Genomic DNA, 25,277 nt, shown 5'->3' with positions numbered 1-25,277 from the left:
AAAGGAAAGAATACATGAATAATTTACTTGCCACTATTATCACAGGTCTTGTGATTGATGAGAATGCGAAAGCGTATTTTGTGCAAAAAGATGGCGTGACTTTTATGCTAGATAAGGCAGAAGGTGAGCATAAGATTGGCGATATGGTCAAAGGGTTTGCTTATACTGATGTGCACCAAAAAGCTCGTTTGACAACAGCTGAAGTTGCCACAACACGTACGACTTATGGTTGGGGTGTCGTGACAGAAGTACGTCGTGATTTGGGTGTCTTTTTGGATACAGGTCTTGCTGACAAACAATTTGTTGTGTCACTTGATGTCTTGCCAGATATGAAGGAATTGTGGCCTAAAAAAGGTGATAAACTCTATGTTCATCTGGACGTGGATAAAAAAGACCGTATCTGGGCAATTCCAGCGCAGCCAGAAGTTTTCCAAAAAATGGCTGGACCTGCTTACAATAATATGCAAAATGAAAAATTGCGCGCCATTGTCTATCGTTTGAAACTATCTGGAACATTTGTTTATCTCCCAGATAATAACATGCTTGGCTTTATTCATCCAAGTGAACGTTATGCTGAGCCACGTCTTGGTGAAGAAGTAACGGCTCGTGTCATTGGTTTTCGCGAAGTTGACCGTACGCTTAATTTGTCATTGAAACCACGTTCGTTTGAAATGTTGGAAAATGATTCCCAAATGATTTTGACGTATTTACAATCAAATGGTGGTTTTATGACCTTGAATGACAACTCATCGCCAGCTGATATTAAAGCAACGTTTGGCATCTCAAAAGGTCAGTTTAAAAAAGCGCTTGGTGGCTTGATGAAAGCACGAAAAGTCAAACAAGACCAATTCGGTACAGAATTAATCGAAAACGAGGATTAAATATAAAAAGATTACAGTGATGCCTTAAGCAAAGCTGTGGTCTTTTTTTAAGTTAAAATTGAAGTTTTTTGATTTCCAGTCACGTGAAAAAAGTATTCACTGGACAACTCGATTTTTGTTTTTTTTTGATATAATAGATTCACTAGATTTTTGGAGGTTATAGAATGGAACGTGCGATTTTTGCGGGTGGTTGTTTCTGGTGTATGGTGCAACCATTTGAAGAACAAGATGGTATTTTGTCAGTTCGCTCTGGATATACTGGTGGGCATGTGGAAAATCCGACTTATGAGCAAGTTAAGGCGCATGAGACTGGACATACTGAAGCGGTTGAGATTATTTTTGATGAAGAAAAAATCTCTTATGGTGATTTGGTAGAGATTTATTGGGCACAGACTGATCCAACCGATGCTTTTGGGCAATTTGAAGATCGTGGTGACAATTATCGTCCTGTTATTTTTTATAGCGATGAATCTCAAAAAGAAATTGCTGAAGCTTCTAAAGCAGCTTTGCAGGCTTCTGGACGATTCAAAGATCCAATTGTAACTGCTATTGAACCCGTCCAACCATTTTATGTGGCAGAAGATTATCACCAAGGTTTTTACAAGAAAAATCCTGAGCACTACGCTGAAAGCAGCGCTATCAGACATGCATTTTTGGAGGAAAATTGGAAATGAGAAAGTCATTTTACACTTGGTTAATGACGCAACGTAACCCAAAAAGTCATGAGCCTGTAGCGATTTTAGCTGACCTTGTTTTTGAAGATACTACTTTTCCAAAGCACACTGATGATTTTGAAACCATTAGTCGTTATCTAGAAGATGAGGCTAGCTTTGCTTTTAATCTCAGTGAATTTGATAAAATTTGGGAAGATTATTTGGCACATTAAGGTAAGCTAACTTTAAATCAAAAAGGAAATCACGGTAAGTCGTGATTTTTTGTTTTAAATAAGCTATAATAGGCTTATCAAACACAAAAGAAAGAGGGACTCTATTTGCAAGAGCATTCTGTTGAAATTACCTTAAATCATCCTGATGATGTGCTAGCGCTATTTGGCTCAAATGAACGTCATTTGAAATTAATCGAAGATAATCTAGGGGTTATCATTCATGCCCGTACAGAGCGAGTACAGATTTTAGGAGATGATAAAGAAAGTGTCGAATTAGCGCGTGTGACCATTCAAGCTTTGTTAGTATTGGTTTCTCGTGGCATGTTGGTTAATACATCTGATGTGGTAATGGCTCTTTCAATGGCACAAAATGGCTCTATTGACAAATTTGTTGCCCTTTATGAAGAAGAAATCATCAAAGATAATTCTGGAAAACCAATCCGTGTTAAAACATTAGGACAAAAAGTTTATGCAGATAGTGTTAAGTCACACGATGTGGTCTTTGGGATTGGTCCTGCAGGTACTGGTAAGACTTTCTTGGCAGTGACTTTGGCAGTTACAGCTTTAAAACGTGGTCAGGTCAAACGTATCATTTTAACACGTCCAGCAGTTGAAGCAGGTGAAAGTCTAGGATTTTTGCCAGGTGATTTAAAAGAGAAAGTTGATCCTTATCTTCGTCCTGTTTATGATGCTCTTTACCAAATTTTAGGAAAAGAGCAAACCACACGTTTGATGGAGCGTGATATTATTGAAATCGCACCGCTGGCTTATATGCGTGGTCGAACACTTGATGATGCTTTTGTGATTCTTGATGAAGCACAAAATACAACCATCATGCAAATGAAGATGTTTCTGACACGTCTTGGTTTCAATTCTAAGATGATTATCAACGGTGATACTAGCCAGATTGATTTGCCTAAGAAAGTCAAATCTGGTTTGATTGATGCGACAGAAAAACTAAAACATATCAAGCAAATTGATTTTGTTCATTTCTCAGCGAGCGATGTGGTTCGCCACCCTGTGGTTGCTGAAATTATCAATGCTTATGAAAAAGACGCTGAGCGCAAAACTGCTCACTATCAAAAAGAAGTTATCGATAGCACTAGCGCTTCAGGTTTTGCAAGCTATGAAACTATTGGTCAACCAGCTAGCACCAAAGAAGAAAAATAATATTTTTATGTCACACCAAGGTGTGGCTTTTTTGATTAAAAAATGATTTTCATATCTGCGAATTCTCTATTAAGGTGGCTTTTTAGTGTAAAATAAGGTATACTGAAATTTTTCATGATATTTTCAGGGATAGAAATAGGTTAAAGCACATCAAAGGAGAAGTTTTATGGATAATCGTGAATTGATTAAGAATTTATCAGAAATGAGTAGTCAATTGTCGAAACAAGCTGAAGAATTGGAGCAAAAGTTTAAACTGATTGATCAGTATTCTTCAGCTAATCAAGAAAAATGCTCAGAGTTTTTTGCCACATTTGGAGAGGAAGTCAAAGATTTAGTTTGTGAATTTCAAACTTTGTTGTCTTACCTGACTCCTAAGAAAATTTAGTCAAAATTGATAGGATTCTAGGATTTTTTGGTACAGAAATGCTAGATTATCTAAAGAACTAGTAAAATTCTCTTTTTTAGGTAAAATAAATATAGACATTGTACCTGAAAGTTTCAAAAAGTTTCCAGAAAAGTACAAGTCTTATCTGAAAAAATTACTAGGAGGAGATTTATGTGTGATTGTGCGTCACTTGAAAAGTTGACTAAGATGAGCGAAATGCTCAATAGTCAAGCTGAAAGACTAGAAGGTGATTTGAAGGCTTTGGATTCTTAAATTGAAGCTGATGTTTTAAAAAATCTAGGAGATCAAGCTAAACATTTGGCTAGTGATTTTCAAGATTTGATAAATCATATTGATGAAGAGATGGTGAGTCCAAAAGAAAAGTAGGATAACTAAGTTGACCTGTTTTAGGTCGCTTTTTTAATAGAGTTTGAGGAAGAAAAGATGCTAGAAGAACAATTAAAAGAACATAGCATACTTGAGACAGAGCGATTGTTACTTCGTCCAGTAACAATGGCAGATGCCGAGGCTATGTTTGCCTATACGTCAGATACCGAAAATACCAATGGGATTTCCCAGCTAATAGGACTATTGAAGAAACTAAAAAGGTGATTGAAAACATTTATCTAAAGAGCCCTCTTGGACGATATGGAATTGTCTTAAAAGAGACTTCAGAGTTCATTGGGACTATTGATTTGATGAATTGGTCGGATGGAAAAGAAGCTGAAATTGGTTATATTACAATAAAAAGTTTTGGGGAAATGGTTTAGCGACCGAGGCAAGTGCCAAGATTTTAGAACTTTGCTTTGAGGTGTTGGGGTTTGAGGAAGTGCATGCTTTTTGTGCACTTGAAAATCCGGCTTCAGCTCGTGTTTTGACAAAACTCGGAATGACAGAAGTGGAACGGATTCCTAATGATAAACAATTTAATGGTCAATGGGTAAGTAGTCAGCATTTTAAAATGATAAAGGTAAACTATTTAAAATAAAAGGTCTCATGGTATTTTTGTCATTTTTTTGATTAAATTGTCAAAAATTTACCATTTTTTGGTTGCGCTTCCAAAAAAATGTGCTATAATATAGACAAATGTGCAACCGATTGCAATCAAATTTGGAGGTTTCCCTATAAGAAAATTATCTGATAACTATACTTTTTAGACATGCAGATATATGTTGTTGATTGGACAGGTTTCACGCATAATACTGCTTTATTTTTTGTTTATTTATGAAAGCGGTTTCGTATTTTAACTTATCTTTATAGGAGATTATTTATGTCACTTCGTAATAAAGTAAATTTGAAAAAGAAAATGAAGAAAGGTTTAGGCTCTCTATTAATTTTAACAGCAGTCAGTGCTGGTGCTTTTGCACAAGCTAATGCTGTTAAGGCTGATGAATAAGTCTCAATGAAAGAAGGAACAGTACTTCACGCATGGTGCTGGTCTTTCAATACTATTAAAGATAATATGCAAGCAATTAAGGATGCTGGTTACACTAGTGTTCAAACATCACCAATTAACCAAGTTGTTGTTGGAAATGGTGGTAATAAGAGCTTGAAAAATTGGTACTATCAATATCAACCAACATTGCATACTATTGGTAACTACCAATTCGATCTTGTGAAATCTGGTAACTACAATAAAGATGGTCTAAAATAGTCGGTCAATAACTAACTTTTTAACACAATTCTGACTCCTTTTCCCAGAAAGAAGTAGCATTCCTCAGGCTACTTCTTTTTTTATGATTAAATGGCATGTCTAAAAAAGTTTCTTAGTGCCTAAAATGGCGCTGTTATCCTTAATATGGTATAATATCTTTGATATAATTAGTTTTGAAAGAAGATAGATATGTACGTTGAAATGATAGATGAAACTGGTCAAGTTTCAGAAGAAATTAAAAATCAAACTTTAGATTTATTACAATTTGCTGCTGAAAAGACTGGTAAAGAAAATAAAGAAATGGCAGTGACTTTTGTGACTAATGAGCGCAGCCATGAATTGAACTTAGAATACCGTGACACAGACCGTCCAACGGATGTTATCAGCTTAGAGTACAAACCAGAGTCAGATTTGACTTTCTCAGAAGAAGATTTAGCTGAAAATCCAGAGCTAGCTGAAATGCTCGATGAATTCGATGCTTATATCGGTGAGCTCTTTATCTCTGTTGATAAAGCGCGTGAACAAGCAAAAGAGTACGGTCACTCTTTTGAACGTGAAATGGGATTCTTAGTGGTGCATGGTTTCCTACACATCAATGGCTACGACCATTATACCCCTGAAGAAGAAAAAGAAATGTTTACTTTACAGGAAGAAATTTTAACTGCCTATGGACTTAAGAGACAATAATTCCCCTAAAAAGTGGAAAAATCGCACCTTGGTATCTAGTATGGAATTTGCCATCACTGGAATAGTTACAGCCTTCAAGGAAGAAAGAAATATACGTAAGCACATGGTCTCAGCTATTTTAGCAACTGCAGCAGGTGCTGTCTTTCGTATATCAGCGATGGAATGGCTATTCTTATTTTTAGCCATCTTTTTGGTCATTACTTTGGAAATGATTAATTCAGCTATTGAAAATGTAGTTGACCTTGCTAGTGATTATCACTTTTCAATGCTAGCTAAGAATGCTAAAGATATGGCAGCAGGAGCGGTATTGGTGGTATCAACTTATGCCGTGATTACAGGATTGATTATTTTTGTACCGAAAATTATTGCCTTTATTTTTGGCAATCGATAAAAATATTTTGCAAATAATGAAAGGAGTAGGGACGTTTAACGTCCTTTATATCTTATGTTTAAATCAGGTTTTGTAGCGATTTTAGGTCGCCCAAATGTTGGGAAATCGACATTCTTGAACCACGTTATGGGGCAAAAAATTGCTATCATGAGCGACAAAGCTCAAACAACTCGTAACAAAATCATGGGTATCTATACAACAGATACCGAACAAATCGTCTTTATTGACACACCAGGAATTCACAAACCCAAAACAGCACTTGGTGATTTCATGGTTGAGTCAGCATACAGCACACTTCGTGAAGTTGATACAGTTCTTTTCATGGTCCCAGCTGACGAAAAACGTGGTAAAGGTGATGACATGATTATCGAACGCTTGAAAGCAGCTAACATTCCAGTTATTTTGGTTATCAATAAAATCGATAAAGTGCACCCAGACCAACTTTTGGAACAAATTGATGATTTCCGTAGCCAAATGGATTTCAAAGAAATTGTGCCAATTTCAGCCCTTCAAGGAAATAACGTTGAAAAACTTCTTAATATCTTGAAAGATAACTTGGAAGAAGGTTTCCAATATTTCCCTGAAGACCAAATCACTGACCACCCAGAACGTTTCTTGGTGTCAGAAATGATTCGCGAAAAAATTCTTAAGTTGACAGAACAAGAAGTACCTCACTCTGTTGCAGTTATTGTTGATTCAATGAAACGTGATCCAGAGACAGACAAGGTTCACATTCGTGCAACAATTATGGTTGAACGTGACAGTCAAAAAGGTATTATCATCGGTAAAAAAGGCGCTATGCTTAAGAAAATTGGTACAATGGCTCGCCGTGATATTGAAATCATGCTTGGTGATAAAGTTTACCTTGAAACTTGGGTTAAAGTTAAGAAAAACTGGCGTGATAAAAAACTTGATCTCGCTGACTTTGGTTACAACGAGAAAGAATATTAATAGGTCATTTAATTAGGAGGTGTTTGTTGATGAGCACCTCCTCTTTTCACATAATATTTAGAAAGGAGAGGACATGTTCGTGTTACTTTGTACACGGACAAAAGGCTGTGTAAAATATATGGGAGTGAGACAAATAAAATCTCCAGTGGAGATTTTATTCATGAGTCTAGAAACTGAAAAGCGAGTCGGTAATTTCGAAGAAATTCGATTTCTCAGCAAATCTTGGTTTCTTGTTGTTGACCTAAAACAGCTCACAGAACTGTTTTACTCTCATCCCCGCACAGTTGAGTAGGGTGTAGAAGTTGATTTATCAGCGTATTAGAACACACTCAATCACTGCGTTTTGTAATTTTTACAAGGAAGTTGAATACTTTTATTTTAGCCTCCTAATTTTACTTTGCCTTTTACGTCCTTTGTATCAGAAAAATGCCGGAATTACCTGAGGTTGAGACAGTTCGTCGTGGTCTTGAGCGTTTGATTGTTGGGCGAGAAATTGTATCGGTTGATGTTCGTGTGCCGAAAATGGTTAAAACGGATTTAAGTGCTTTTGAGTCTGATTTACTTGGTCAAACCATTCAGTCGATTGGTAGACGTGGGAAGTACTTGCTGCTGAACCTAGATGAGCAAGTGATTATTTCTCATCTGAGAATGGAAGGAAAATATTTGCTGTTTGAGCACCAGGTTCCTGAGGATAAACATTTTCATATCTTTTTTGGTTTAGATGATGGGTCGACTTTGGTTTATAAGGATGTTCGGAAATTTGGAACCATGGAATTGGTAGCCGAAAATCAAGTTGCAGCTTATTTTCAAAAAAGGAAATTAGGTCCTGAACCGACTAAGGAAGATTTTGATGTGGCAGAATTTACTCGAAAACTATCTGCCTCTAAAAAACTCATAAAGCCTTATCTTTTAGACCAGACTTTGGTGGCTGGTCTTGGAAATATTTATGTAGATGAGGTACTTTGGGCAGCTAAAATTCATCCTGAACGCCAAGCAAATAGTCTTCAAAAAGCTGAAATCAATTTGCTTCACGATGAGATTATCCGTATCTTACAACTTGGGATTAAAAAAGGCGGCTCAACTATCAGGACTTACCAAAATGCGCTTGGTGAAAATGGGACAATGCAAGAGTATTTACAAGTCTACGGAAAAACGGATGAGCCCTGCCCGCGTTGTGCCACACCAATTGAAAAAATAAAAGTAGGAGGTCGCGGGACGCATTTTTGTCCTGCTTGTCAAAAACGATGACAAAAATTATTGGAATTACAGGCGGGATTGCTTCTGGCAAGTCAACCGTTGTTGCTGAAATCAGAAAACATGGCTATCAAGTGATTGATGCTGATCAGGTGGTTCATGAACTTCAGGCAAAAGGTGGAAAACTTTATCAAGCCCTTTGCAACTGGCTTGGCACTGACATTCTTCAAGAAAATGGTGAACTCGATCGTAAAAAATTAGGTCAGTTGATTTTTTCAAGCAAAGATATGCTAGAAAAGTCGTCGCGCCTGCAAAATGGTATCATCCGAGAAGAATTAGCTAGAAGACGAGATGAGCTTGCGAAGACTCAAAAAGTCTTTTTCATGGATATCCCGCTTTTGATTGAGCATGATTATATGGAATGGTTTGATGATATTTGGTTGGTTCATCTTGATGAGAAAACACAATTGGAGCGTTTGGTGATGCGTAATCATTTCTCAAAAGAAGAAGCTAAAAAACGCATGGCTAGCCAAATGTCGACAGAAGCTAAAAAGCCTTATGCTGACAAATTGCTAGATAACAGTGGTGACCTTACGGAATTAAAAGCACAAATCAATCAGCTTTTGCAAGAATTATAGGCGATGAATGATTGGAAAATCGTCTGATTTTCTGCATATTTTTCAGGAAAACATTTTGCGTAGCAAGTTTTTAGTAATTCTTTTGGAATGTGCTATAATAGCAATTGACGTTTTTTTGAAAAGAAGGTGAACAATCATAAGTAACGAAGTTAATTGGAAACAAAATTTACGAGTGGCTTGGCTTGGTAACTTTTTTACTGGGGCAAGCTTTTCGCTTGTTATGCCATTTATGGCTTTGTATGTAGAAGAACTAGGCGCTCCTAAAAATAAAGTTGAATGGTACGCTGGTCTAGCGGTATCTTTATCAGCTTTAGCCTCTGCTTTGATTGCTCCGGTGTGGGGGCGGCTCGCTGATCGATATGGCCGTAAACCGATGATGGTTAGGGCAAGCTTGGTCATGACCTTTACAATGGGTGGCTTGGCTTTTGTTCCTAATGTCTTTTGGCTTTTAGCACTGAGGCTATTAAACGGTCTTTTTTCAGGATACATTCCTAACTCAACAGCCTTGATTGCTAGTCAAGCTCCTAAAAATCGCTCAGGTTATGCTCTTGGGACACTGGCGACTGGGATGATTGGCGGGAGTCTAATTGGCCCCTTACTTGGAGGAATGTTGGCTGAAGGGTTAGGTATTCGACAAGTCTTTTTACTGGTCGGTTTTATTTTGTTAATCTGTAATTTTCTGACAGTCTTTTTGATTAAAGAAGATTTCAAACCTGTTGCTAAGGCCAATGCTATGTCAACTCGAGAACTCTTTTCATCAATTAAAGACAAGCAAATTCTAATCGGGCTTTTTGTAACAAGTATGATTATCCAAATTTCAGCACAATCTATTGCCCCAATTTTGACCTTATACATTCGTAATCTTGGACAAACTGAAAATCTAATGTTTGTCTCTGGTCTGATTGTGTCTGCTCTTGGTTTTTCAAGTATGTTATCGAGCTCGACTCTTGGTAAAATTGGTGATAAAATAGGTAATCATAGACTACTTTTGATAGCTCTATTTTATAGCTTTAGTATGTACGTCTTGTGTGCCCTTGCCAGAAATTCACTTGAACTCGGAATTGTGCGTTTCATGTACGGTTTTGGTACAGGTGCGCTGATGCCAAGTGTTAACTCACTACTGACTAAAATCACGCCAAGAGAAGGAATTTCACGTATTTTCAGCTATAACCAAATGTTTATGAATATTGGACAAGTCGTTGGACCATTTGTTGGTTCTGCCATTGCGACTGGTATGGGATACCGTTCAGTCTTTTATGTGACAAGTCTGATTGTCTTTGTAAACTTTGTGTGGAGCCTTATCAATTTTAGAAAATATTTGAAAGTTAAGGAAATCGCGTGAGAGTCAAGATTAATTTAAAATGCAGTAGCTGCGGTAGCAAAAATTATTTAACAAGCAAAAATAAAGCAACCCATCCCGACAAAATTCAGGTTCCTAAATACTGTCCCAAAGAGCGAAAAGTAACCCTACATATTGAATCGTAGGGATATTTATGATAGAATAATTAAGACCATAGTGTAGGAAAGGAAATAGAACCCAGAAGCAAAATATAGTGGATTTTTTCCCAGAGTTAAGCTTCTGACGCGTTCTTAGTGAAACATATGTACAATGTACTACTGACAGCTTTGCTGGTATTATCTGTTATTATCGTGATTGCCATTTTTATGCAACCACAGAAAAATCCAAGTAGCAACGTATTTGATAACAGCGGTTCAGAAGCTTTATTTGAACGTACTAAAGCGCGTGGCTTCGAAGCGTTTATGCAACGTTTTACAGCAGTTCTAGTTTTCTTTTGGCTAGCAATTGCTCTAGCGCTAGCAATCTTATCAAGTAAATAGATAGCAACTGACGACAAAGCTGCATCTTAGCTTACGTTGGCTGCGCATCTTGAATTTTGTACGAAAATTCATGAGCTGGTCATTCAGCTCATTTTTTATTATTAAGTAAGTAGTGAGGAGTCTGTCCAATAGCGGATTGGAATTTGAAATTCAGTGACTTTTCACAACTTCCATCAAGCTAGAAAACGAGAGGATAGAAGATAGCAGGACTTTTTTGCTAATCGGTCTTGCTTATAATCACAATTATGAATGAAAATATTATTGCTTATTTAAAAGAGCATGGAAAAGTTAATATTAATGATTTAGCTGCTGGTTTGGATATGACTGGCGCTGAAAAATTTCCATTGCTTGTTAAAGAAATTTCACAGTTAGAAAGTCAGGGTGAACTCCGTTTTGATGATAGCGGTAGCCTCGCCCTTCGTAAAAAAGTAGAGAAGAAAAAAGAAATTACAGTCACTGGTGTCTTTCATGCTAACAAAGCTGGTTTTGGTTTCTTGTCTGTTGATGAGGACGAAGATGACATGTTTGTTGGGCGTAATGATGTTGGTCATGCTGTTGACGGCGATACAGTTGAAGCTGTGATTAAGAAACCTGCTAACCGTCTTAAAGGAACAGCAGCTGAAGTCCGTATTGTCGGAATCGTTGAACGCAGTTTAAAAACTGTCGTTGGAAAATTTATCTTAGACGATGAAAAACCAAAATACGCTGGTTACATCAAGTCTAAAAATCAAAAAATCCAACAAAAAATCTACATCAAAAAAGAACCTGTTGTTTTAGATGGAACTGAAATCATCAATGTTGATATTGATAAATACCCAACGCGTGGTCACGATTACTTTGTTGGTCATGTTCGTGATATCGTTGGTCACCAAGGTGATGTCGGAATTGATGTTCTTGAAGTCCTTGAATCAATGGATATTAAGTCAGAATTTCCTGAAGACGTTATGGCTGAAGCCGATGCTGTTCCAGATGCACCATCTGAAAAAGATATGATTGGTCGCGTTGATTTACGTAATGAAATCACCTTTACCATTGATGGAGCTGATGCCAAAGACTTGGATGACGCTGTTCATATCAAATTATTAGATAATGGTAATTTCGAGTTAGGGGTTCACATTGCTGATGTTTCGTACTACGTTACAGAAGGATCTGCTCTTAACCGTGAAGCAGTAGCGCGTGGAACATCTGTTTATGTAACAGATCGCGTGGTGCCAATGCTACCAGAGCGTTTGTCAAATGGTATCTGTTCATTGAATCCAAATGTGGATCGTTTGACGCAATCATGTTTGATAGAAATTGACCGCAATGGTCATGTGGTTAATCACCAAATCTGTCAATCAGTCATCAATACAACGTTCCGCATGACTTATAGCGATGTCAATGACATTATCGCAGGTGATGAAGAGTTGATTGAAAAATACCAACCAATCGTTGAATCTATTCATCACATGGCTGCTTTGCATAATATTTTGGAAACAATGCGTGTGCGTCGCGGTGCTTTGAACTTTGATACTAGTGAAGCTAAAATCATCGTCAACGACAAAGGTATGCCAGTTGACATTATGATTCGTGAGCGTGGTATTGCAGAGCGCATGATTGAATCCTTCATGTTGGCAGCTAATGAAACAGTGGCAGAACACTTCGCAAAACGCAAATTGCCATTTATCTACCGAATTCACGAAGATCCAAAAGCTGAAAAATTACAGAAATTCCTTGATTACGCAAGTATTTTTGGAGTACAAATTCATGGTACAGCTAATAAAATTAGCCAGCAAGCTCTGCAAGATTTCATAGCTAAAGTGGAAGGTAAACCAGGTGCCGAAGTATTGAATATGATGTTGCTACGTTCAATGCAACAAGCGCGTTATTCTGAACACAATCACGGTCACTACGGTTTGGCTGCTGAGTACTACACACACTTTACAAGTCCAATCCGTCGTTATCCTGACCTTCTTGTTCACCGTATGATTCGTGAATACACACAAGTCACAGACGATAAAATCGAACATTTTAGAAATGTTATTCCTGAATTGGCAACTTCATCTTCAACTCTCGAACGTCGTGCTATTGATGCCGAACGTGTGGTTGAAGCGATGAAAAAAGCTGAATACATGGAAGAATACGTTGGTCAAGAATTTGACGGTGTGGTGGCTAGTGTCGTGAAATTTGGTATGTTTATCGAATTGCCAAATACCATTGAAGGTCTTGTTCACATCACAACCTTACCAGAATTCTATAATTACAACGAACGTACTTTGACCCTTCAAGGTGAAAAATCAGGTAAAGTCTTCCGCGTTGGTCAACAAATCAAGATTAAATTGACACGTGCCGACAAAGAAACTGGTGATATTGACTTTGAATACATTCCAAGTGATTATGATGTGATTGAAAAAGTGAAGAAATCACGAAAAGACCGTTCTGGAAAAGACAAACATCGTCCAAAATCTGACAATCACAAAGACCATAAAAAAGACCACAAATCAAATAAACAACGCAATCATAAATCGTCAAAATCATCTTCTAAAAAATCAGGCAAGAAACCTTTCTACAAAGAAGTAGCTAAGAAAAAAACTCGTAAAGCTAAAAAATAAAAGGTGACAAGCCTCATTGCTAACCAAAAAATTTTGACACAAGAGAGGTAGCTTAATATGCCAAAAGGTGAAGGAAATGTCGTTGCCCAAAATAAAAAGGCACGTCATGACTATAATATAGTTGATACCATTGAAGCTGGAATCGTCTTGACAGGAACTGAAATCAAGAGTGTTCGTGCTGCACGTATTCAGCTAAAAGACGGTTATGCTCAAATTAAAAATGGCGAAGCTTGGTTGATTAATGTCCACATTTCTCCTTTTGAACAAGGAAATATCTGGAACCAAGAGCCTGAGCGTACACGTAAATTATTGCTTAAAAAACGTGAAATTGAAAAATTATCAAATGACTTAAAAGGAACAGGGATGACTCTAATTCCTCTTAAAGTTTATTTGAAAAATGGTTTTGCAAAAGTCTTACTAGGCGTGGCTAAAGGTAAGCACGACTATGATAAACGAGAAACTATTAAGCGACGTGAACAAGATCGTGATATCAAACGTCAAATGAAAAATTTCAACGCAAGATAATAAAACAAAAAGAGTTTGGATTTATCCAAACTCTTTTTAAAACTATTTTTTTCAATTCCTCAATCAAAATGTGATTGTCAGCTATCATTTCTTCAATTTTTCCCTGTAAAGCAGGAGTGAATTCTCCTACACAGGTGTGTAATTCTTGTTCAACATCAGCTTGAAGTGCTTTACCAATTTGAGTAAGCGAAACGATTAATTGACGCTGATCTTCTTCGGGACAAATCCGTGTTAGATAACCTTTTTCTTCTAAACGTTTAAGAAGCGGTGTCAGTGTATTACTAGCAAGGTCTAATTGTTTTCCTAATTCACGCAAAGCAGGATTGTCAGTTTCCCAAAGTGCTAAGAGAACAATATATTGTGTATAGGTTAAATCAAATTTAGCTAGTTTTTGTTTATAAAATTGGTTGAAAACTCTATTAGCATTATAAATCGCAAAACATAGTTGATTAGTTAAAGTAGGATGTTGTTCTGGCATAACGTCCCTTTCTTTGTGTTTACTTGCTCTTATCAGAACATAGGAAAAAATAAATGTAAAAGTTAACAACTTGAAAAAGGAGTAGTAAACTATAGCCAATCGCGTGCGATTAATTATAAAAAAGAGGTTGAAATTATGGAAAATACAATCGAATTATTACAAAAAATCGGAAATAAAATTTTAAATCAAGCAAATATTCATGATCTTGTCGCTTTGAACTTTGAGGCACAAGTTTTTTCAAAACTTGGTGATAAATACAAAAGCCACGCTTCAGAGGAGCGTGACTTTTCACAAAAACTCTTTAATCGCATTTTAGATTTGGGTGGTAAAATCTGTTACCAAAATCAAGTAAGTTTTGAAATGCCAGCTAGTCCTTTAGAGTGGCTAAGACATGATTTGGAAGTTTCAAAAGAAGGACTGGAAGAATTATTACCATTGGTTGGTGCTGTATCTAATGATTTGGTGACTTATGATTTGCTAAAAGCCTACTACAAAGATGAAGATGATGATTTGCAGTGGGCACAACAACAACTAGATTTAATTGATACTGTTGGTTACCAAAACTGGTTAACACAACAGCTTTAAGGAGAAAACATGACTTACGATTACGATGTGGTTTTTATTGGCTCAGGACATGCTAATTGGCATGCGGCAGTGACATTGTCTCAAGTCGGCAAAAAGGTTGCCATTATTGAAAAAGATGTTACTGCTGGTACTTGTACCAATTATGGCTGTAATGCCAAATTTTTATTAGACAGTCCATTTGAGTTTATCGATGCTCTTTCACGTTATGAAAAGGCTGACATTACTGGAAATACTAAGGTTAACTGGCAAGAGCTTATGGCTTATAAAAAATCTGAAATTCCAACCTATGCTCCTCTTATGGAAGGTATGTTTGCGCAAATGCAGATTGATTTGCTAAAAGGCTACGGAAAATTAGTTGACGCTCACACGGTTAGTGTGGATGATGATAGAGTCAGCGCAGACTACATCGTTCTTAGAACAGGTCAACGTCCTACACGTCTTCAAATTAAAGAACAAGAATTCTTGCATGATGGTCGTGATTTCCTTGATTTGGATAAGATGCCAAAACGCATTACCTTTATCGGTGCAGGAATCATTTCTATGGAATTTGCAACTATGGCTGCTAAACTTGGTTCTGAAGTGCATGTTATTGAATACGCTGACAGAGCTTTAGCGGCTTATCAAGAAAATTATGTTAAAAGTGTTGTCGCTAAAATGACAACAGAGGGTGTTCACTTCCATTTCAACCAAGCAGTTCAAGCAGTTGAGGAAACTGCCGCTGGTTTACGTGTCACAACGGCGCAAGGTTTGGAATTAGAGACTGACTACGTCCTTGATGCAACAGGACGCATTCCAAACGTTGAAAATCTTGGTCTTGATGAACTTGGCATTGGCTACAATCGTTCAGGAATCGTTGTTAATGATCACCTGCAAACTTCTGTGCCAAATATTTTTGCTAGTGGGGATGTCATTGATAAAACAATCCCACGTTTAACGCCAACAGCAAGTTTTGAGTCAGATTATATTGCTGCTTTCATCCTTGGTTTGAATCAGGAAGCTATAAAATACCCAGCTATTCCAAATCTTGTTTACACTTTTCCACGTATTGCACAAGTTGGGGTGAGTGTTGCTGAGGCTCGTGAGAATGATGCTTACCGCATTGTTGAGATTCCATTTGGACAACAATTGAAATTCCAGACAAAATTGGATGATGAAGCGCATGTGACACTGATTATTAATCAGAATAAAGAATTGGTCGGCACTAGTCTTTTAGGTAATGAGGCTGGAGAAATGATCAATCTTTTGACATTGATAATTAATCAAAAAGTCACAGCACATGAACTTAGTCAAATGATTTTCGCTTTCCCAGGTACAACTAGCGGCTTACTTAGCGCAGTAAAAATGGCATTAATGTAAGCAAAAAAGCTTGAACATGTGTTCAAGCTTTATCTATTTATTCGAGCCAAGTAATGACTTCATTTTTAGGTTTACGTGAGCGTGGGTGTTTTGGATCGCGTAGTCGATAACCAAATGATACCATGCTTGCAATGCCTTCTTTATCAGGATTAATAATGCCTGCTTTGGCAAGAATAGCATTGACTTTGTCATAGTTAAAGCCTTCGATTGGGCAAGAATCAATACCAATCATGCTGGCTGATGTCATCATATTTCCAAGAGCAATGTAGGTTTGCTTAGCGGTCCAATCAAAGAGGGCGCGTGGATTATCAGCAGTTTTCATATCATTTTTTTGGAATGATTCGTAAGTGGCTAAACGACTGTTTAGGGCATCACCTTCACCGAGACCACGTCGAACGAGGCTATCTTTGACAGAATCAGAATCATAGCGTACATTTTTTTCTGCAAGTAACAAAACAAAATGACTGGCTGTATCAAGTTGAGACTGTGCTCCCCAAGCAACAGCTTTTAAGTCATCACGAAGTCTTTCAATTTGCTTACGATTAAGGACAACAAAACGCCAAGCCTCTAAACCAATTGAAGAAGGACTTAACCAAGCTGTTTCAAGGATGAATTCCATATCTTCACGTGAAATCTCTTGGTCATTGTAGACACGGACTGCAACTCGATGGTCAAAGGCATCGAGAACTTGTTTTTTGATAGCTTCTTTACTCATGCTAGCCTCCCGGTTTTCTTTCTATCATAGCATTTTCAGCTAGTTTTAGCCAGTTTTCAAGCATAAGAAAAAGAGCTTAAGCTCTTTTATTTTAGTTGATTTGTCAGATGATTAATTTGGTCAATCAGATTGTTAAAATCGCAAGGTTGAGACAATTTCATGAAATCTTGTCGCGTTTTATGAAAGACTTCTCCAATGATGGGGACAATTTCTCTTCCTCTATCGGTAATATAGACACGTTTTGTTCGTCCATCACGAGCGATAGCGACAAAATCTCTAGTGGCTAGTTTATCGATGATTTTTGTTAAAGAAGGCGGAGCAATACAAAGGATATTAGCTAGGTCTTTATAACGTTTACCATTTTCTTGGTTTAAAATAAAAAGAACGAGAGCATAGGAATGTGACATTCCGATTTCTCTAAAAGCTTCTTCCGTAAATTTATCAAGAGCGCGATCCAATCTTTTGACCGAAAATAATAGGCAACCATCTAATACCTCTTGAATATTATCGGACACGATGATCTCCTTGAAAATAAGTTTACAGTGACTATCTTAACACAGTTGCAGATAGATGACAAATCTGTCATAATTTTAGAAGTTAAAAATGCCATGACAATGTTCAGTCAAGACCCTTAAAAAATTATTGTAATTGGTTAGCAATTTGGTTTAATTCAGTAAGAAGGTTATCGGAAAAACCGGTTTTGACCAAACGATTGAATTCTTCTTGTGTCTCAATGTGAGCTTGAATAATATCTGGAATTATTGCCTTTCCTTTATCTGTGAGGTAGACACGTTTAGTACGTCCTTCACAAACGACTTTAACAAATCCTTTGTGGACAAGTTTTTCGATAAGTCTTGTCATAGATGGGGCTGCAATGCAGAGCATTTTAGCCAAGTCTTTTTGAATTTTGCCATTTTCGTGACTTAAAATCAGAAGAATAGAAGTGTAAGATGGATTTAAACCGACTTTTTGAAAGGCATTTTCGGTTAATCTATCAAGTGCTCGATTTAGTTTTTTTACGGTAAAAAACAAACAAGAGTCCAAGTAATCTTGGGCAGAATTGGGCATAGAATTCTCCTTTTATTTTTAATTATGAATAATATGTTAGCAAAGTAAGAATAAAATGACAAATAATATGCTCAAGAAAATGTATTAATAATTGTTGATATGAAAATGTTTATTAAAAAATAAGCTCCAAAAACATAGAACTCATTTTCTAATTTTTCTAAAATTATTAGGATTTATAATAATGGCATGATGACATTGACCCAGAACCACGATAAAGGCATAACAAGGACCATTGCTGGAATCATATCAGCTGTTGGAAACATTTTGACACGAATCATACGAAAACCTGTTGCGACTATCAAGAAACCACCACAGGCTTTAAAATCAGCAATCATATCAGGTGTTGTTAATGGCACAATGATTCCGGCAAGTAAGAAAAGAGCGGTAAAAATGCCGAACTGTGGAATTGCAATCAAAGAAACCACAAAGCCAAGGTTACAAGCAAAGATGGCTGCGGTGAAGAAATCAAGAATTGATTTTGAAATCAGTATAGTTGAGTCACCAGTCATCCCAGAATCAAGACTACCATAGATACCAGTACCGCTAGCGCAGAAAAGAACGATAGCAGTTAGTAAAGTTTCTAAAAATTCATCGTTTGATAGTTGGCTGTGTTTTTGTGGCAAGATTTTTGAAACAGCTTTTTGCATCAAAGCCCCACCTTTATTAATCCATTCACCAAGATTAATCGCAAGTCCGATAGCTGTACCAACAACGATAGCAAAGATGACTGCAGGCATGTATTTCATGAGTCCAATGGATGAAATCCCCATTCCCATTGAACAAACGCCAAAGATAAGATTTAATTGGTTTTTAAAATCCTCGGACAAGATATGACCAAAAATTCCACCGAGAATTCCGCCAAAAATAATGGCAAATGAATTGATGATGGCACCAGTTGGCATAAAATTCCTCCTTTTTGATAGTAAAAATAAGACAAAAAAATAAGCTTACTTGTGCAAAGTGACTTAACTTGAAACCATAAGGTCATTAACTAGTGTAACACGATTTAGCCAAAAATCAATTTGCTTTTGGTGATGAGATATTCTAAAATGGAATAAAAAGGAGGCTGCTGATGAATCTTCAAAAATTACAAGTTTTTTTAACCTTGTATGAGACTCTTAATTATACTGAAACTGCTGAGCGCTTGTACATTAGCCAAGGAAATGTGTCAAAGCAAATCATGGCATTAGAAAAAAGAACTCGGGGTGCAGCTATTTGACCGCAGCCGTCGTCATATCAGAATCACCAAGGAAGGGCAAGTGGTTGAAGCTCATGCCAGACGGATTTTAGACAGTTTACAACAGATGACTGTGGAGCTTTCGCAGTTACAGGAAGAAAAAGAGAACGAGCTTTTACTTCATGGCATTCCAAGTATGCCTTTTTATGCCATCATCTCTGAAATTGCAGGCTTTAAAAAACACCATACGAATTTTGAGGTTAGCGTTGAAGAAAAGGAGAAAAATTCTTACAACTTAGCGAGAAAACGCAGCTATTACACCCTCTATTAGAATTATGTCATGCTTATCAGTTTGATCCCAAGATTACCTATAAAGGGAATCGTATTAATTTAATTATTGATTTTATCGAAAATGATTTAGGGCTTTCTCTCATGATGGAAAAGATGATTAGACCTTTTGAGGGTAAGCAGATTATTTGGCGACCACTTGATATTGAGACAGAGTCTCTGATGGTTTTGATGAAATTAAAGACAAATAAATCAGAAGCTGTCCAACAATTTTGGCAAGAAATGCAAGAAAAGTATGCAAAAAAGGATTGAGTTTTTCTCAATCCTTTTCGATTTTAGCTAAAAATTCTAGTAAAAAACTTTCGGCAAGAGAACCATCTTTGATGGCTTTTTTGGCATCTTCGATTGAAAACCAATCCCAGTCATCAATTTCGTGATTGGGAGTGACTGCTCCAGTTACCGTTGCAACAAAATTAATCATGAGTGAATTGCTGCGTTCGTAGTACTTAGTGGCGTTAAAGGTTAAGGATTTTACTTTCAAGCCTAATTCCTCGTCTATTTCTCTAGCGACAGTAGCCTCAGCATTTTCGCCTTGTGACACATAACCAGCTAGCAAAATGTGTTCAGTCATCTTGTACTGTTTGATTAAGAGAATTTTGTCATGACTTTCGTTAATAAAATGGCACTGATAGCTGTATTAAAGACAGGAAAGCGAAAGCTATTACACTGAGAACAATAAGGAATGTCACCTTCGTCTTTTAAGAATTTCTTTTCTAAAGGGTGCTCACATTCAGGACAATAAGTCATTGTTTTATAAAACATAAGAGCCTCTTTTTGAATTTCTTAGGCTCATTTCAGCAGTAATTGAGGTTTCCTGCAATATAAAAACTTCCTAGTGCTACTAGGAAGATTTTTGGTTTATGAGAATTATCCTTGAAAATAAAGCAATTCTTTTGGTGTGTGTGTGAAGACTTCAAAGCCAGATTTTGTGACGTGACCACAATCTTCGATACGAACACCAACTTTGCCAGGAATGTAGATACCAGGTTCAACTGAGAAACACATACCTTCTTGGATTTCTATATCATTACCTTCCATGATTGAAGGGAATTCGTGACAAGTCATTCCAATACCGTGTCCAAGACGGTGGTTGAAGTATTCACCGTAACCTGCTTTTTCAATGACTTTACGAGCAGCAGCATCCACTTCACTAGCAAGAACACCAGGTTTGATGAACTCTAGAGCCGCCATGTGAGCTTCTAAACATAAGTTGTAAATGTCTTTTTTGAATTGGTCAGGTTTACCAACGGCAACAGTACGAGTCATATCACTAGCGTAACCATGCATATCTGTTCCAAGGTCAAACAAAAGCAAAGCATTGTTTTCGATTTTGTTTGTGCCTGGGATACCGTGTGGGTTAGCAGCATTATTACCAGTCAAGACCATAGTGTCGAAACTCATTTTTTCAACACCTTGTTTTTTCATTTCAAATTCAATCATGGCAATAATGTCAGTTTCAGTGTTGTTAAGTGAGATGTTATCAAAACCAACTTTAACAGCTTTATCAGCGAACTGACCAGCTACCATCATTTTATTGATTTCATCTTGAGATTTAATAAGACGCATTTTTTGAACAAACGGTGTCAGATCTTCAAAACGTCCATCAAAAACAGTTTGCAAACCTTGGAATTTAATAACGTTCAAATTATCAAATTCAGCAAAGATTTTGGCGCTATCTGTTGAAGGAAGACCGTTTTTAATTTTTTCCCATGGATTTTCTGAATCAACGTAGCCAAAAACAGGGAAATTGACGATTTGACTGGCGCGTGCGACTTCAAGCGCAGGGACGAAAAGTGCTGGTTCACGGTCAGCGTAAACAAACAAGAACATTTGACGTTCGTGTGGATCGCAGAAGAAACCAGTCAAATAGTTAACAGTTACTGGATCAGAGAAAACAGCGATATTTGCTTTTTCTTGATTCAAATATGAGTGGATTTGATCTAATTTAGACATGAGAAACCTTCTTTCTAATCACCCCCCCCATTTTTTCAAAAAAATCACAAAAAATCAAGAGTTGAAGTTGAAAAAATTAAATGCACTTAATTTTCATAAAATCATGCTAAAAAAGTTTAAAAAGATGAAAGATTTTCAGAAGTTCACTAAAAAGTTAGCAGAAAATTTTTCTGAAAATAACTACTTTTTGACTTTTTTAGCCTTTTATGAGAAAAATAACCCTTTAAACGTTTTCAAAAATTCTAAGTTTGCACTTGAAAGTGTTTCCAAAAAGTGCTAAAATAGTTGTGAAAGCGAAATTTTCAAATAGAAAGGAAGTCCAATAATGAACACTGATGATACGATTACAATTTATGATGTTGCACGAGAAGCAGGCGTCTCAATGGCAACAGTTAGTCGTGTTGTAAATGGCAATAAAAATGTAAAGGAAAACACTCGTAAAAAAGTCCTTGAAGTTATTGACCGTTTAGACTATCGTCCAAATGCAGTTGCTCGTGGTTTGGCAAGTAAAAAAACTACGACAGTTGGTGTTGTTATTCCAAATATCGCTAATAGCTATTTCTCAATTTTAGCGAAAGGTATCGACGATATTGCTGCAATGTACAAATACAATATCGTTCTTGCATCAAGTGATGAAGATAACGATAAAGAAGTTAATGTTGTTAACACTTTGTTTGCAAAACAAGTGGACGGTATTATCTTCATGGGACACCATTTAACTGAAAAAATTCGTGCAGAGTTCTCTCGCTCACGCACACCAGTGGTTCTAGCAGGAACAGTTGATTTAGAACACCAACTTCCAAGTGTTAATATTGATTACAAAGCTGCCGTGGCTGATGTTGTTGATATTTTGGCTAAAAATAACAAAGATATTGCCTTTGTTTCAGGACCACTTATCGATGATATTAACGGTAAAGTTCGTCTTGCAGGATACAAAGAAGGACTTGAAAAGAACAACCTATCATTCAAAGAAGGACTCGTATTTGAAGCTAACTACAACTACAAAGATGGTTATGAACTAGCTCAACGCGTGATAAATTCAGGTGCTACAGCTGCATATGTTGCTGAAGACGAACTAGCTGCAGGTCTTTTGAATGGATTGTTTGCCGCAGGTAAAAAAGTTCCTGAAGACTTTGAAATTCTTACAAGTAATGATTCACCAATCACATCATACACTCGTCCAAACCTAAGCTCAATTAGCCAACCGGTTTATGACCTTGGTGCGGTAAGTATGCGTATGTTGACTAAAATCATGAACAAAGAAGAACTTGAAGAAAAAGAAATTATTCTTAATCATGGTCTTAAATTGCGTGGTACGACACGTCAATAATTTCCAAAAAAGGATACTATGACAAAATCAGTCTTTGGGCTGATTTTTTTTAGTCTTAGTGAAAAAAATTAACAAAATAAGCTATAATAGAATTTATGAAAGTTTTACTGTATTTGGAAGCCGAAAATTATTTAAGAAAATCAGGAATTGGTCGTGCCATCAAGCACCAAGAGCGTGCTCTTAGCATGGTTGGCCAAGATTATACAACAAATCCAAACGATGACTATGATTTGGTTCATATCAATACTTATGGTTTTAAGAGTTGGAAATTATTGAAAAAATCCAAAAAAGCGGGTAAAAAAGTGTTGATGCATGGTCATTCTACCGAGGAAGATTTTCGCGACTCTTTTATCGGCTCTAATTTAATATCACCAATTTTTAGATGGTATCTTTGTCATTTCTATAATAATGCGGATGCTATTATTACACCGACTGAATACTCAAAATCATTAATTAGTGGTTATGGCGTTGACAAGCCGATTTATGCCGTTTCAAATGGGATTGATTTGTCTCGTTATGTTCCAAATCCAGCTAAAGAAGAAGCTTTTAGACGTCATTTTGGTATTAAACCAGATGAAAAAGTTGTGATTTGTGCAGGGCTTTATTTCATGCGTAAAGGTATTGATGACTTTGTTAAAGTTGCTGAGCAAATGCCAGACGTTCGTTTCATCTGGTTTGGCGAAACTAATAAATGGGTTATCCCGCATAAAGTTAGAAGTATTGTGACACGTAAACACCCTGATAATGTAATTTTTGCTGGTTACATCAAAGGTGATGTTTTTGAGGGGGCCATGAGCGGAGCAGATGTATTCTTCTTCCCAAGTCGTGAAGAAACTGAAGGTATTGTTGTGCTTGAAGCGTTTGCTAGTCACCAACATGTTGTTTTACGTGATATCCCGGTTTATCATGGCTGGGTTGATAATAGCTGTGCTGAATTAGCAGATGACGTTGATGGTTTTGTCAAAGCCCTTCGCAAGGTTCTATCAGGAAACAGCGAGAAACAAGAAGCAGGTTATCATATTGCTCAGAGTCGCAGTATCGATAAAGTTGCTCATGAATTAGTTGATGTGTATCACAAAGTAATGGAGTTGTAAAATGAGAGTAGGTCTTTTCACGGATACCTATTTCCCTCAAGTTTCTGGGGTTGCGACTAGTATTTGCACCCTTAAGGAAGAATTAGAAAAAGAGGGACACGAGGTTTATATCTTTACAACCACAGACAAGGCGGTGAAACGCTATGAAGATCCAACGATTATCCGACTTCCTAGTGTGCCTTTTATTTCATTTACAGATCGCCGCATTGTTTATCGTGGATTGATTTCGTCTTATAAAATTGCCAAACAATATAAACTAGATATTATTCATACCCAAACGGAATTTAGTGTTGGAATGCTTGGAAAAATGATTGCTGCAGCTCTTCGTATCCCAGTAGTCCACACTTATCACACACAATATGAAGACTATGTAGGGTATATTGCTAAAGGAAAAATCATCAAACCAGGTATGGTCAAATACGTCATGCGTGGTTATATGAATGACTTGGACGGCGTGATTTGTCCATCTCGTATTGTGTTAAATTTGCTTGATGGTTATGATATCAAGATTCCAAAACGTGTCATTCCGACAGGTATTCGTGTGGAAGAGTATGAACGTAAGGACATTACAAGAGAAGATGCCCTAGCGCTTCGTGAAAAACTTGGAATTGCTGAGGACGAGACAATGTTACTTAGTCTGTCTCGTATTTCTTATGAAAAAAATATTCAAGCAATTGTTCAACAATTTCCAGATGTTTTAGCTCAAAATGACCGTGTAAAACTAGTGATTGTTGGTGACGGACCATATTTGTCAGCCTTGAAAGAAATGGTTGAAGACCTTGGCATTGAAGATAGTGTGATTTTCACGGGAATGGTTGCTCACGAAGAAACTGCAATTTATTATAAAGCGGCTGATTTCTTCATTTCAGCCTCAACTAGTGAAACTCAAGGTTTGACTTATACGGAAAGTCTTGCTAGCGGAACGCCAGTTATCGCACACGGAAATCCTTACTTGGATGATATTATTGACCAGAAAATGTTTGGAACACTCTTTTATCAGGAAGAAGATTTGGCAAATGCTATCTTAGATGCCATTAAAAATACACCAGCTTTGGATGATAAAGCTTATCAAGCTAAAATGTATGCCATCTCCGCTGAACACTTTGGTAAATCAGTTTATGCGTTTTATTTGGATGTTTTGATTTCTGCTAAGAACAAGAAAAAAGAAAAATTTTCATTGACAGTTCGTGGCCAAAAAGAGAAAACTTCTGTTAAATTAGCGCATTCTGCCATTAAAATACCAGCAGAAGCAGCTAAAGCAACGGTTAAGACATCTGCGAAAGTTTTTAAGGCTCCAAAACGCTTGATTAATTCGATTCGAGATTTCCTTGATTAAATTCTTGAAAAATAAAAAATTCGTGTTATAATAACTATCGAAGAC

The 25,277-nt window shown here is 36.9% G+C and carries 33 protein-coding genes and 3 pseudogenes; 29 read left to right on the top strand and 7 right to left on the bottom strand.

Annotation, left to right across the window (positions count from 1 at the left end):
- Positions 1 to 14: 14 nt before the first annotated feature.
- The 20 genes and pseudogenes from STRINF_RS09005 (at position 15) to smpB (ending at position 13,792) form a co-directional block, all read left to right on the top strand.
- A complete protein-coding gene (locus STRINF_RS09005; protein WP_006532815.1) occupies positions 15 to 881 on the top strand; it encodes a CvfB family protein in 867 nt (288 codons plus the stop codon).
- A gap of 164 nt (positions 882 to 1,045) precedes the next feature.
- Entirely contained in the window at positions 1,046 to 1,555 is a 510-nt protein-coding gene (msrA, locus tag STRINF_RS09000) for a peptide-methionine (S)-S-oxide reductase MsrA (protein WP_006532814.1), read from the top strand.
- Positions 1,552 to 1,767, top strand: a complete 216-nt coding sequence (locus tag STRINF_RS08995; protein ID WP_006532813.1) for a YozE family protein — start codon at positions 1,552 to 1,554, stop codon at positions 1,765 to 1,767. The genes msrA and STRINF_RS08995 overlap by 4 nt, the downstream gene beginning before the upstream one ends.
- Positions 1,768 to 1,872: 105 nt before the next feature.
- A complete protein-coding gene (locus STRINF_RS08990) occupies positions 1,873 to 2,937 on the top strand; it encodes a PhoH family protein (protein WP_006532812.1) in 1,065 nt (354 codons plus the stop codon).
- 166 nt (positions 2,938 to 3,103) lie between these two features.
- A complete protein-coding gene (locus STRINF_RS08985) occupies positions 3,104 to 3,322 on the top strand; it encodes a hypothetical protein (RefSeq protein WP_006532811.1) in 219 nt (72 codons plus the stop codon).
- A 444-nt stretch (positions 3,323 to 3,766) separates the two neighbouring features.
- A complete protein-coding gene (locus STRINF_RS10715) occupies positions 3,767 to 3,934 on the top strand; it encodes a GNAT family N-acetyltransferase (RefSeq protein WP_006532810.1) in 168 nt (55 codons plus the stop codon).
- The gene (locus tag STRINF_RS10710; protein WP_006532809.1) at positions 3,931 to 4,092 is read left to right on the top strand and encodes a GNAT family N-acetyltransferase; all 162 of its coding nucleotides are present in this window, start codon (positions 3,931 to 3,933) and stop codon (positions 4,090 to 4,092) included. Before STRINF_RS10715 ends, STRINF_RS10710 begins: the two co-directional genes overlap by 4 nt.
- A gap of 20 nt (positions 4,093 to 4,112) precedes the next feature.
- Positions 4,113 to 4,310 (top strand): GNAT family N-acetyltransferase, encoded by a 198-nt coding sequence (locus STRINF_RS10705; protein WP_223903558.1) that lies wholly within the window; start codon positions 4,113 to 4,115, stop codon positions 4,308 to 4,310.
- A 282-nt stretch (positions 4,311 to 4,592) separates the two neighbouring features.
- On the top strand, positions 4,593 to 4,718 hold the full coding sequence (locus tag STRINF_RS10790) for a hypothetical protein (RefSeq protein ID WP_006532807.1): 126 nt from the start codon (positions 4,593 to 4,595) through the stop codon (positions 4,716 to 4,718).
- A pseudogene (locus STRINF_RS10080) lies at positions 4,719 to 4,928 on the top strand (alpha-amylase); the annotation flags it as partial.
- A gap of 237 nt (positions 4,929 to 5,165) precedes the next feature.
- Positions 5,166 to 5,663 (top strand): rRNA maturation RNase YbeY, encoded by a 498-nt coding sequence (gene ybeY / locus STRINF_RS08970; RefSeq protein ID WP_006532805.1) that lies wholly within the window; start codon positions 5,166 to 5,168, stop codon positions 5,661 to 5,663.
- Entirely contained in the window at positions 5,644 to 6,054 is a 411-nt protein-coding gene (locus tag STRINF_RS08965) for a diacylglycerol kinase family protein (RefSeq protein ID WP_006532804.1), read from the top strand. Before ybeY ends, STRINF_RS08965 begins: the two co-directional genes overlap by 20 nt.
- A gap of 54 nt (positions 6,055 to 6,108) precedes the next feature.
- Positions 6,109 to 7,005 carry a GTPase Era gene (era, locus tag STRINF_RS08960; protein WP_006532803.1) on the top strand — a complete coding sequence of 299 codons (897 nt, stop codon included), beginning with the start codon at positions 6,109 to 6,111 and terminating at the stop codon, positions 7,003 to 7,005.
- A 426-nt stretch (positions 7,006 to 7,431) separates the two neighbouring features.
- The gene (gene mutM / locus STRINF_RS08950) at positions 7,432 to 8,253 is read left to right on the top strand and encodes a DNA-formamidopyrimidine glycosylase (RefSeq protein WP_006532801.1); all 822 of its coding nucleotides are present in this window, start codon (positions 7,432 to 7,434) and stop codon (positions 8,251 to 8,253) included.
- Positions 8,250 to 8,837 carry a dephospho-CoA kinase gene (gene coaE, locus STRINF_RS08945; protein WP_006532800.1) on the top strand — a complete coding sequence of 196 codons (588 nt, stop codon included), beginning with the start codon at positions 8,250 to 8,252 and terminating at the stop codon, positions 8,835 to 8,837. The genes mutM and coaE overlap by 4 nt, the downstream gene beginning before the upstream one ends.
- A 172-nt stretch (positions 8,838 to 9,009) precedes the next feature.
- Positions 9,010 to 10,179, top strand: coding sequence for a multidrug efflux MFS transporter (locus STRINF_RS08940; protein WP_006532798.1), 1,170 nt, complete (start codon positions 9,010 to 9,012; stop codon positions 10,177 to 10,179).
- Complete coding sequence (rpmG, locus tag STRINF_RS10075; protein WP_074560724.1) at positions 10,176 to 10,322, top strand: 50S ribosomal protein L33; 147 nt, start codon at positions 10,176 to 10,178, stop codon at positions 10,320 to 10,322. The genes STRINF_RS08940 and rpmG overlap by 4 nt, the downstream gene beginning before the upstream one ends.
- Before the next feature lie 117 nt (positions 10,323 to 10,439).
- Positions 10,440 to 10,676, top strand: coding sequence for a preprotein translocase subunit SecG (secG, locus tag STRINF_RS08935; protein ID WP_006532797.1), 237 nt, complete (start codon positions 10,440 to 10,442; stop codon positions 10,674 to 10,676).
- A 245-nt stretch (positions 10,677 to 10,921) separates the two neighbouring features.
- Complete coding sequence (rnr, locus tag STRINF_RS08930) at positions 10,922 to 13,267, top strand: ribonuclease R (protein WP_006532796.1); 2,346 nt, start codon at positions 10,922 to 10,924, stop codon at positions 13,265 to 13,267.
- 57 nt (positions 13,268 to 13,324) lie between these two features.
- Positions 13,325 to 13,792 (top strand): SsrA-binding protein SmpB, encoded by a 468-nt coding sequence (gene smpB / locus STRINF_RS08925; RefSeq protein WP_006532795.1) that lies wholly within the window; start codon positions 13,325 to 13,327, stop codon positions 13,790 to 13,792.
- On the opposite strand, the gene STRINF_RS08920 is transcribed toward smpB, so the two are convergent.
- Positions 13,779 to 14,270 carry a MarR family winged helix-turn-helix transcriptional regulator gene (locus tag STRINF_RS08920; protein ID WP_006532794.1) on the bottom strand — a complete coding sequence of 164 codons (492 nt, stop codon included), beginning with the start codon at positions 14,268 to 14,270 and terminating at the stop codon, positions 13,779 to 13,781. The two genes, smpB and STRINF_RS08920, sit on opposite strands and share 14 nt — an antisense overlap.
- A gap of 135 nt (positions 14,271 to 14,405) precedes the next feature.
- On the opposite strand from STRINF_RS08920, the gene STRINF_RS08915 reads away from it, so the two are divergent.
- Together STRINF_RS08915 and STRINF_RS08910 are read left to right on the top strand one after the other, a co-directional pair.
- Positions 14,406 to 14,855 (top strand): ferritin-like domain-containing protein, encoded by a 450-nt coding sequence (locus STRINF_RS08915; RefSeq protein ID WP_006532793.1) that lies wholly within the window; start codon positions 14,406 to 14,408, stop codon positions 14,853 to 14,855.
- Positions 14,856 to 14,864: 9 nt separating this feature from the next.
- Complete coding sequence (locus STRINF_RS08910; RefSeq protein WP_006532792.1) at positions 14,865 to 16,211, top strand: dihydrolipoyl dehydrogenase family protein; 1,347 nt, start codon at positions 14,865 to 14,867, stop codon at positions 16,209 to 16,211.
- Positions 16,212 to 16,248: 37 nt separating this feature from the next.
- Here STRINF_RS08910 and STRINF_RS08905 read toward each other — a convergent pair whose 3' ends face one another.
- The 4 genes from STRINF_RS08905 to STRINF_RS08890 all read right to left on the bottom strand — a co-directional run bounded on the left by STRINF_RS08905 (position 16,249) and on the right by STRINF_RS08890 (position 18,896).
- Complete coding sequence (locus STRINF_RS08905; RefSeq protein WP_006532791.1) at positions 16,249 to 16,926, bottom strand: NAD(P)H-dependent oxidoreductase; 678 nt, start codon at positions 16,924 to 16,926, stop codon at positions 16,249 to 16,251.
- Between the two features lie 86 nt (positions 16,927 to 17,012).
- Positions 17,013 to 17,441, bottom strand: a complete 429-nt coding sequence (locus tag STRINF_RS08900; RefSeq protein WP_006532790.1) for a MarR family winged helix-turn-helix transcriptional regulator — start codon at positions 17,439 to 17,441, stop codon at positions 17,013 to 17,015.
- Positions 17,442 to 17,565: 124 nt separating this feature from the next.
- Positions 17,566 to 17,994 carry a MarR family winged helix-turn-helix transcriptional regulator gene (locus STRINF_RS08895; protein ID WP_006532789.1) on the bottom strand — a complete coding sequence of 143 codons (429 nt, stop codon included), beginning with the start codon at positions 17,992 to 17,994 and terminating at the stop codon, positions 17,566 to 17,568.
- A 173-nt stretch (positions 17,995 to 18,167) separates the two neighbouring features.
- Positions 18,168 to 18,896, bottom strand: a complete 729-nt coding sequence (locus STRINF_RS08890; protein ID WP_006532788.1) for a DUF554 domain-containing protein — start codon at positions 18,894 to 18,896, stop codon at positions 18,168 to 18,170.
- Between the two features lie 170 nt (positions 18,897 to 19,066).
- Between STRINF_RS08890 and STRINF_RS10700 the strand changes: the two genes are divergently transcribed.
- The 3 genes and pseudogenes from STRINF_RS10700 to STRINF_RS10690 form a co-directional block, all read left to right on the top strand.
- On the top strand, positions 19,067 to 19,213 hold the full coding sequence (locus STRINF_RS10700) for a LysR family transcriptional regulator (protein ID WP_006532787.1): 147 nt from the start codon (positions 19,067 to 19,069) through the stop codon (positions 19,211 to 19,213).
- A 40-nt stretch (positions 19,214 to 19,253) separates the two neighbouring features.
- The gene (locus STRINF_RS10695; RefSeq protein WP_043878447.1) at positions 19,254 to 19,502 is read left to right on the top strand and encodes a hypothetical protein; all 249 of its coding nucleotides are present in this window, start codon (positions 19,254 to 19,256) and stop codon (positions 19,500 to 19,502) included.
- Positions 19,503 to 19,507: 5 nt separating this feature from the next.
- Positions 19,508 to 19,771 (top strand): annotated as a pseudogene (locus STRINF_RS10690) (type 2 periplasmic-binding domain-containing protein); the annotation flags it as partial.
- A gap of 7 nt (positions 19,772 to 19,778) precedes the next feature.
- Here STRINF_RS10690 and STRINF_RS10265 read toward each other — a convergent pair.
- Together STRINF_RS10265 and STRINF_RS08870 are read right to left on the bottom strand one after the other, a co-directional pair.
- A pseudogene (locus STRINF_RS10265) lies at positions 19,779 to 20,281 on the bottom strand (NAD(+) diphosphatase).
- A 105-nt stretch (positions 20,282 to 20,386) separates the two neighbouring features.
- The gene (locus tag STRINF_RS08870) at positions 20,387 to 21,472 is read right to left on the bottom strand and encodes a M24 family metallopeptidase (RefSeq protein ID WP_006532782.1); all 1,086 of its coding nucleotides are present in this window, start codon (positions 21,470 to 21,472) and stop codon (positions 20,387 to 20,389) included.
- On the opposite strand from STRINF_RS08870, the gene STRINF_RS08865 reads away from it, so the two are divergent.
- The 4 genes from STRINF_RS08865 (at position 21,471) to STRINF_RS08850 (ending at position 25,232) form a co-directional block, all read left to right on the top strand.
- On the top strand, positions 21,471 to 21,752 hold the full coding sequence (locus STRINF_RS08865; protein ID WP_006532781.1) for a hypothetical protein: 282 nt from the start codon (positions 21,471 to 21,473) through the stop codon (positions 21,750 to 21,752). The genes STRINF_RS08870 and STRINF_RS08865 overlap by 2 nt on opposite strands.
- 45 nt (positions 21,753 to 21,797) lie before the next feature.
- Positions 21,798 to 22,802, top strand: a complete 1,005-nt coding sequence (gene ccpA, locus STRINF_RS08860; protein WP_006532780.1) for a catabolite control protein A — start codon at positions 21,798 to 21,800, stop codon at positions 22,800 to 22,802.
- 95 nt (positions 22,803 to 22,897) lie between these two features.
- Positions 22,898 to 23,896, top strand: a complete 999-nt coding sequence (locus STRINF_RS08855) for an LTA glycolipid anchor biosynthesis glycosyltransferase, IagA/BgsA family (RefSeq protein WP_006532779.1) — start codon at positions 22,898 to 22,900, stop codon at positions 23,894 to 23,896.
- A gap of 1 nt (position 23,897) precedes the next feature.
- Positions 23,898 to 25,232 carry a glycosyltransferase family 4 protein gene (locus STRINF_RS08850; RefSeq protein ID WP_006532778.1) on the top strand — a complete coding sequence of 445 codons (1,335 nt, stop codon included), beginning with the start codon at positions 23,898 to 23,900 and terminating at the stop codon, positions 25,230 to 25,232.
- Positions 25,233 to 25,277: the final 45 nt, after the last annotated feature.

The organism is Streptococcus infantarius subsp. infantarius ATCC BAA-102, assembly GCF_000154985.1.
GTDB lineage: Bacteria > Bacillota > Bacilli > Lactobacillales > Streptococcaceae > Streptococcus > Streptococcus infantarius.
Note: the sequence above shows the minus strand (reverse complement) of the source record. Positions and strands in the feature narration are given on the sequence as shown.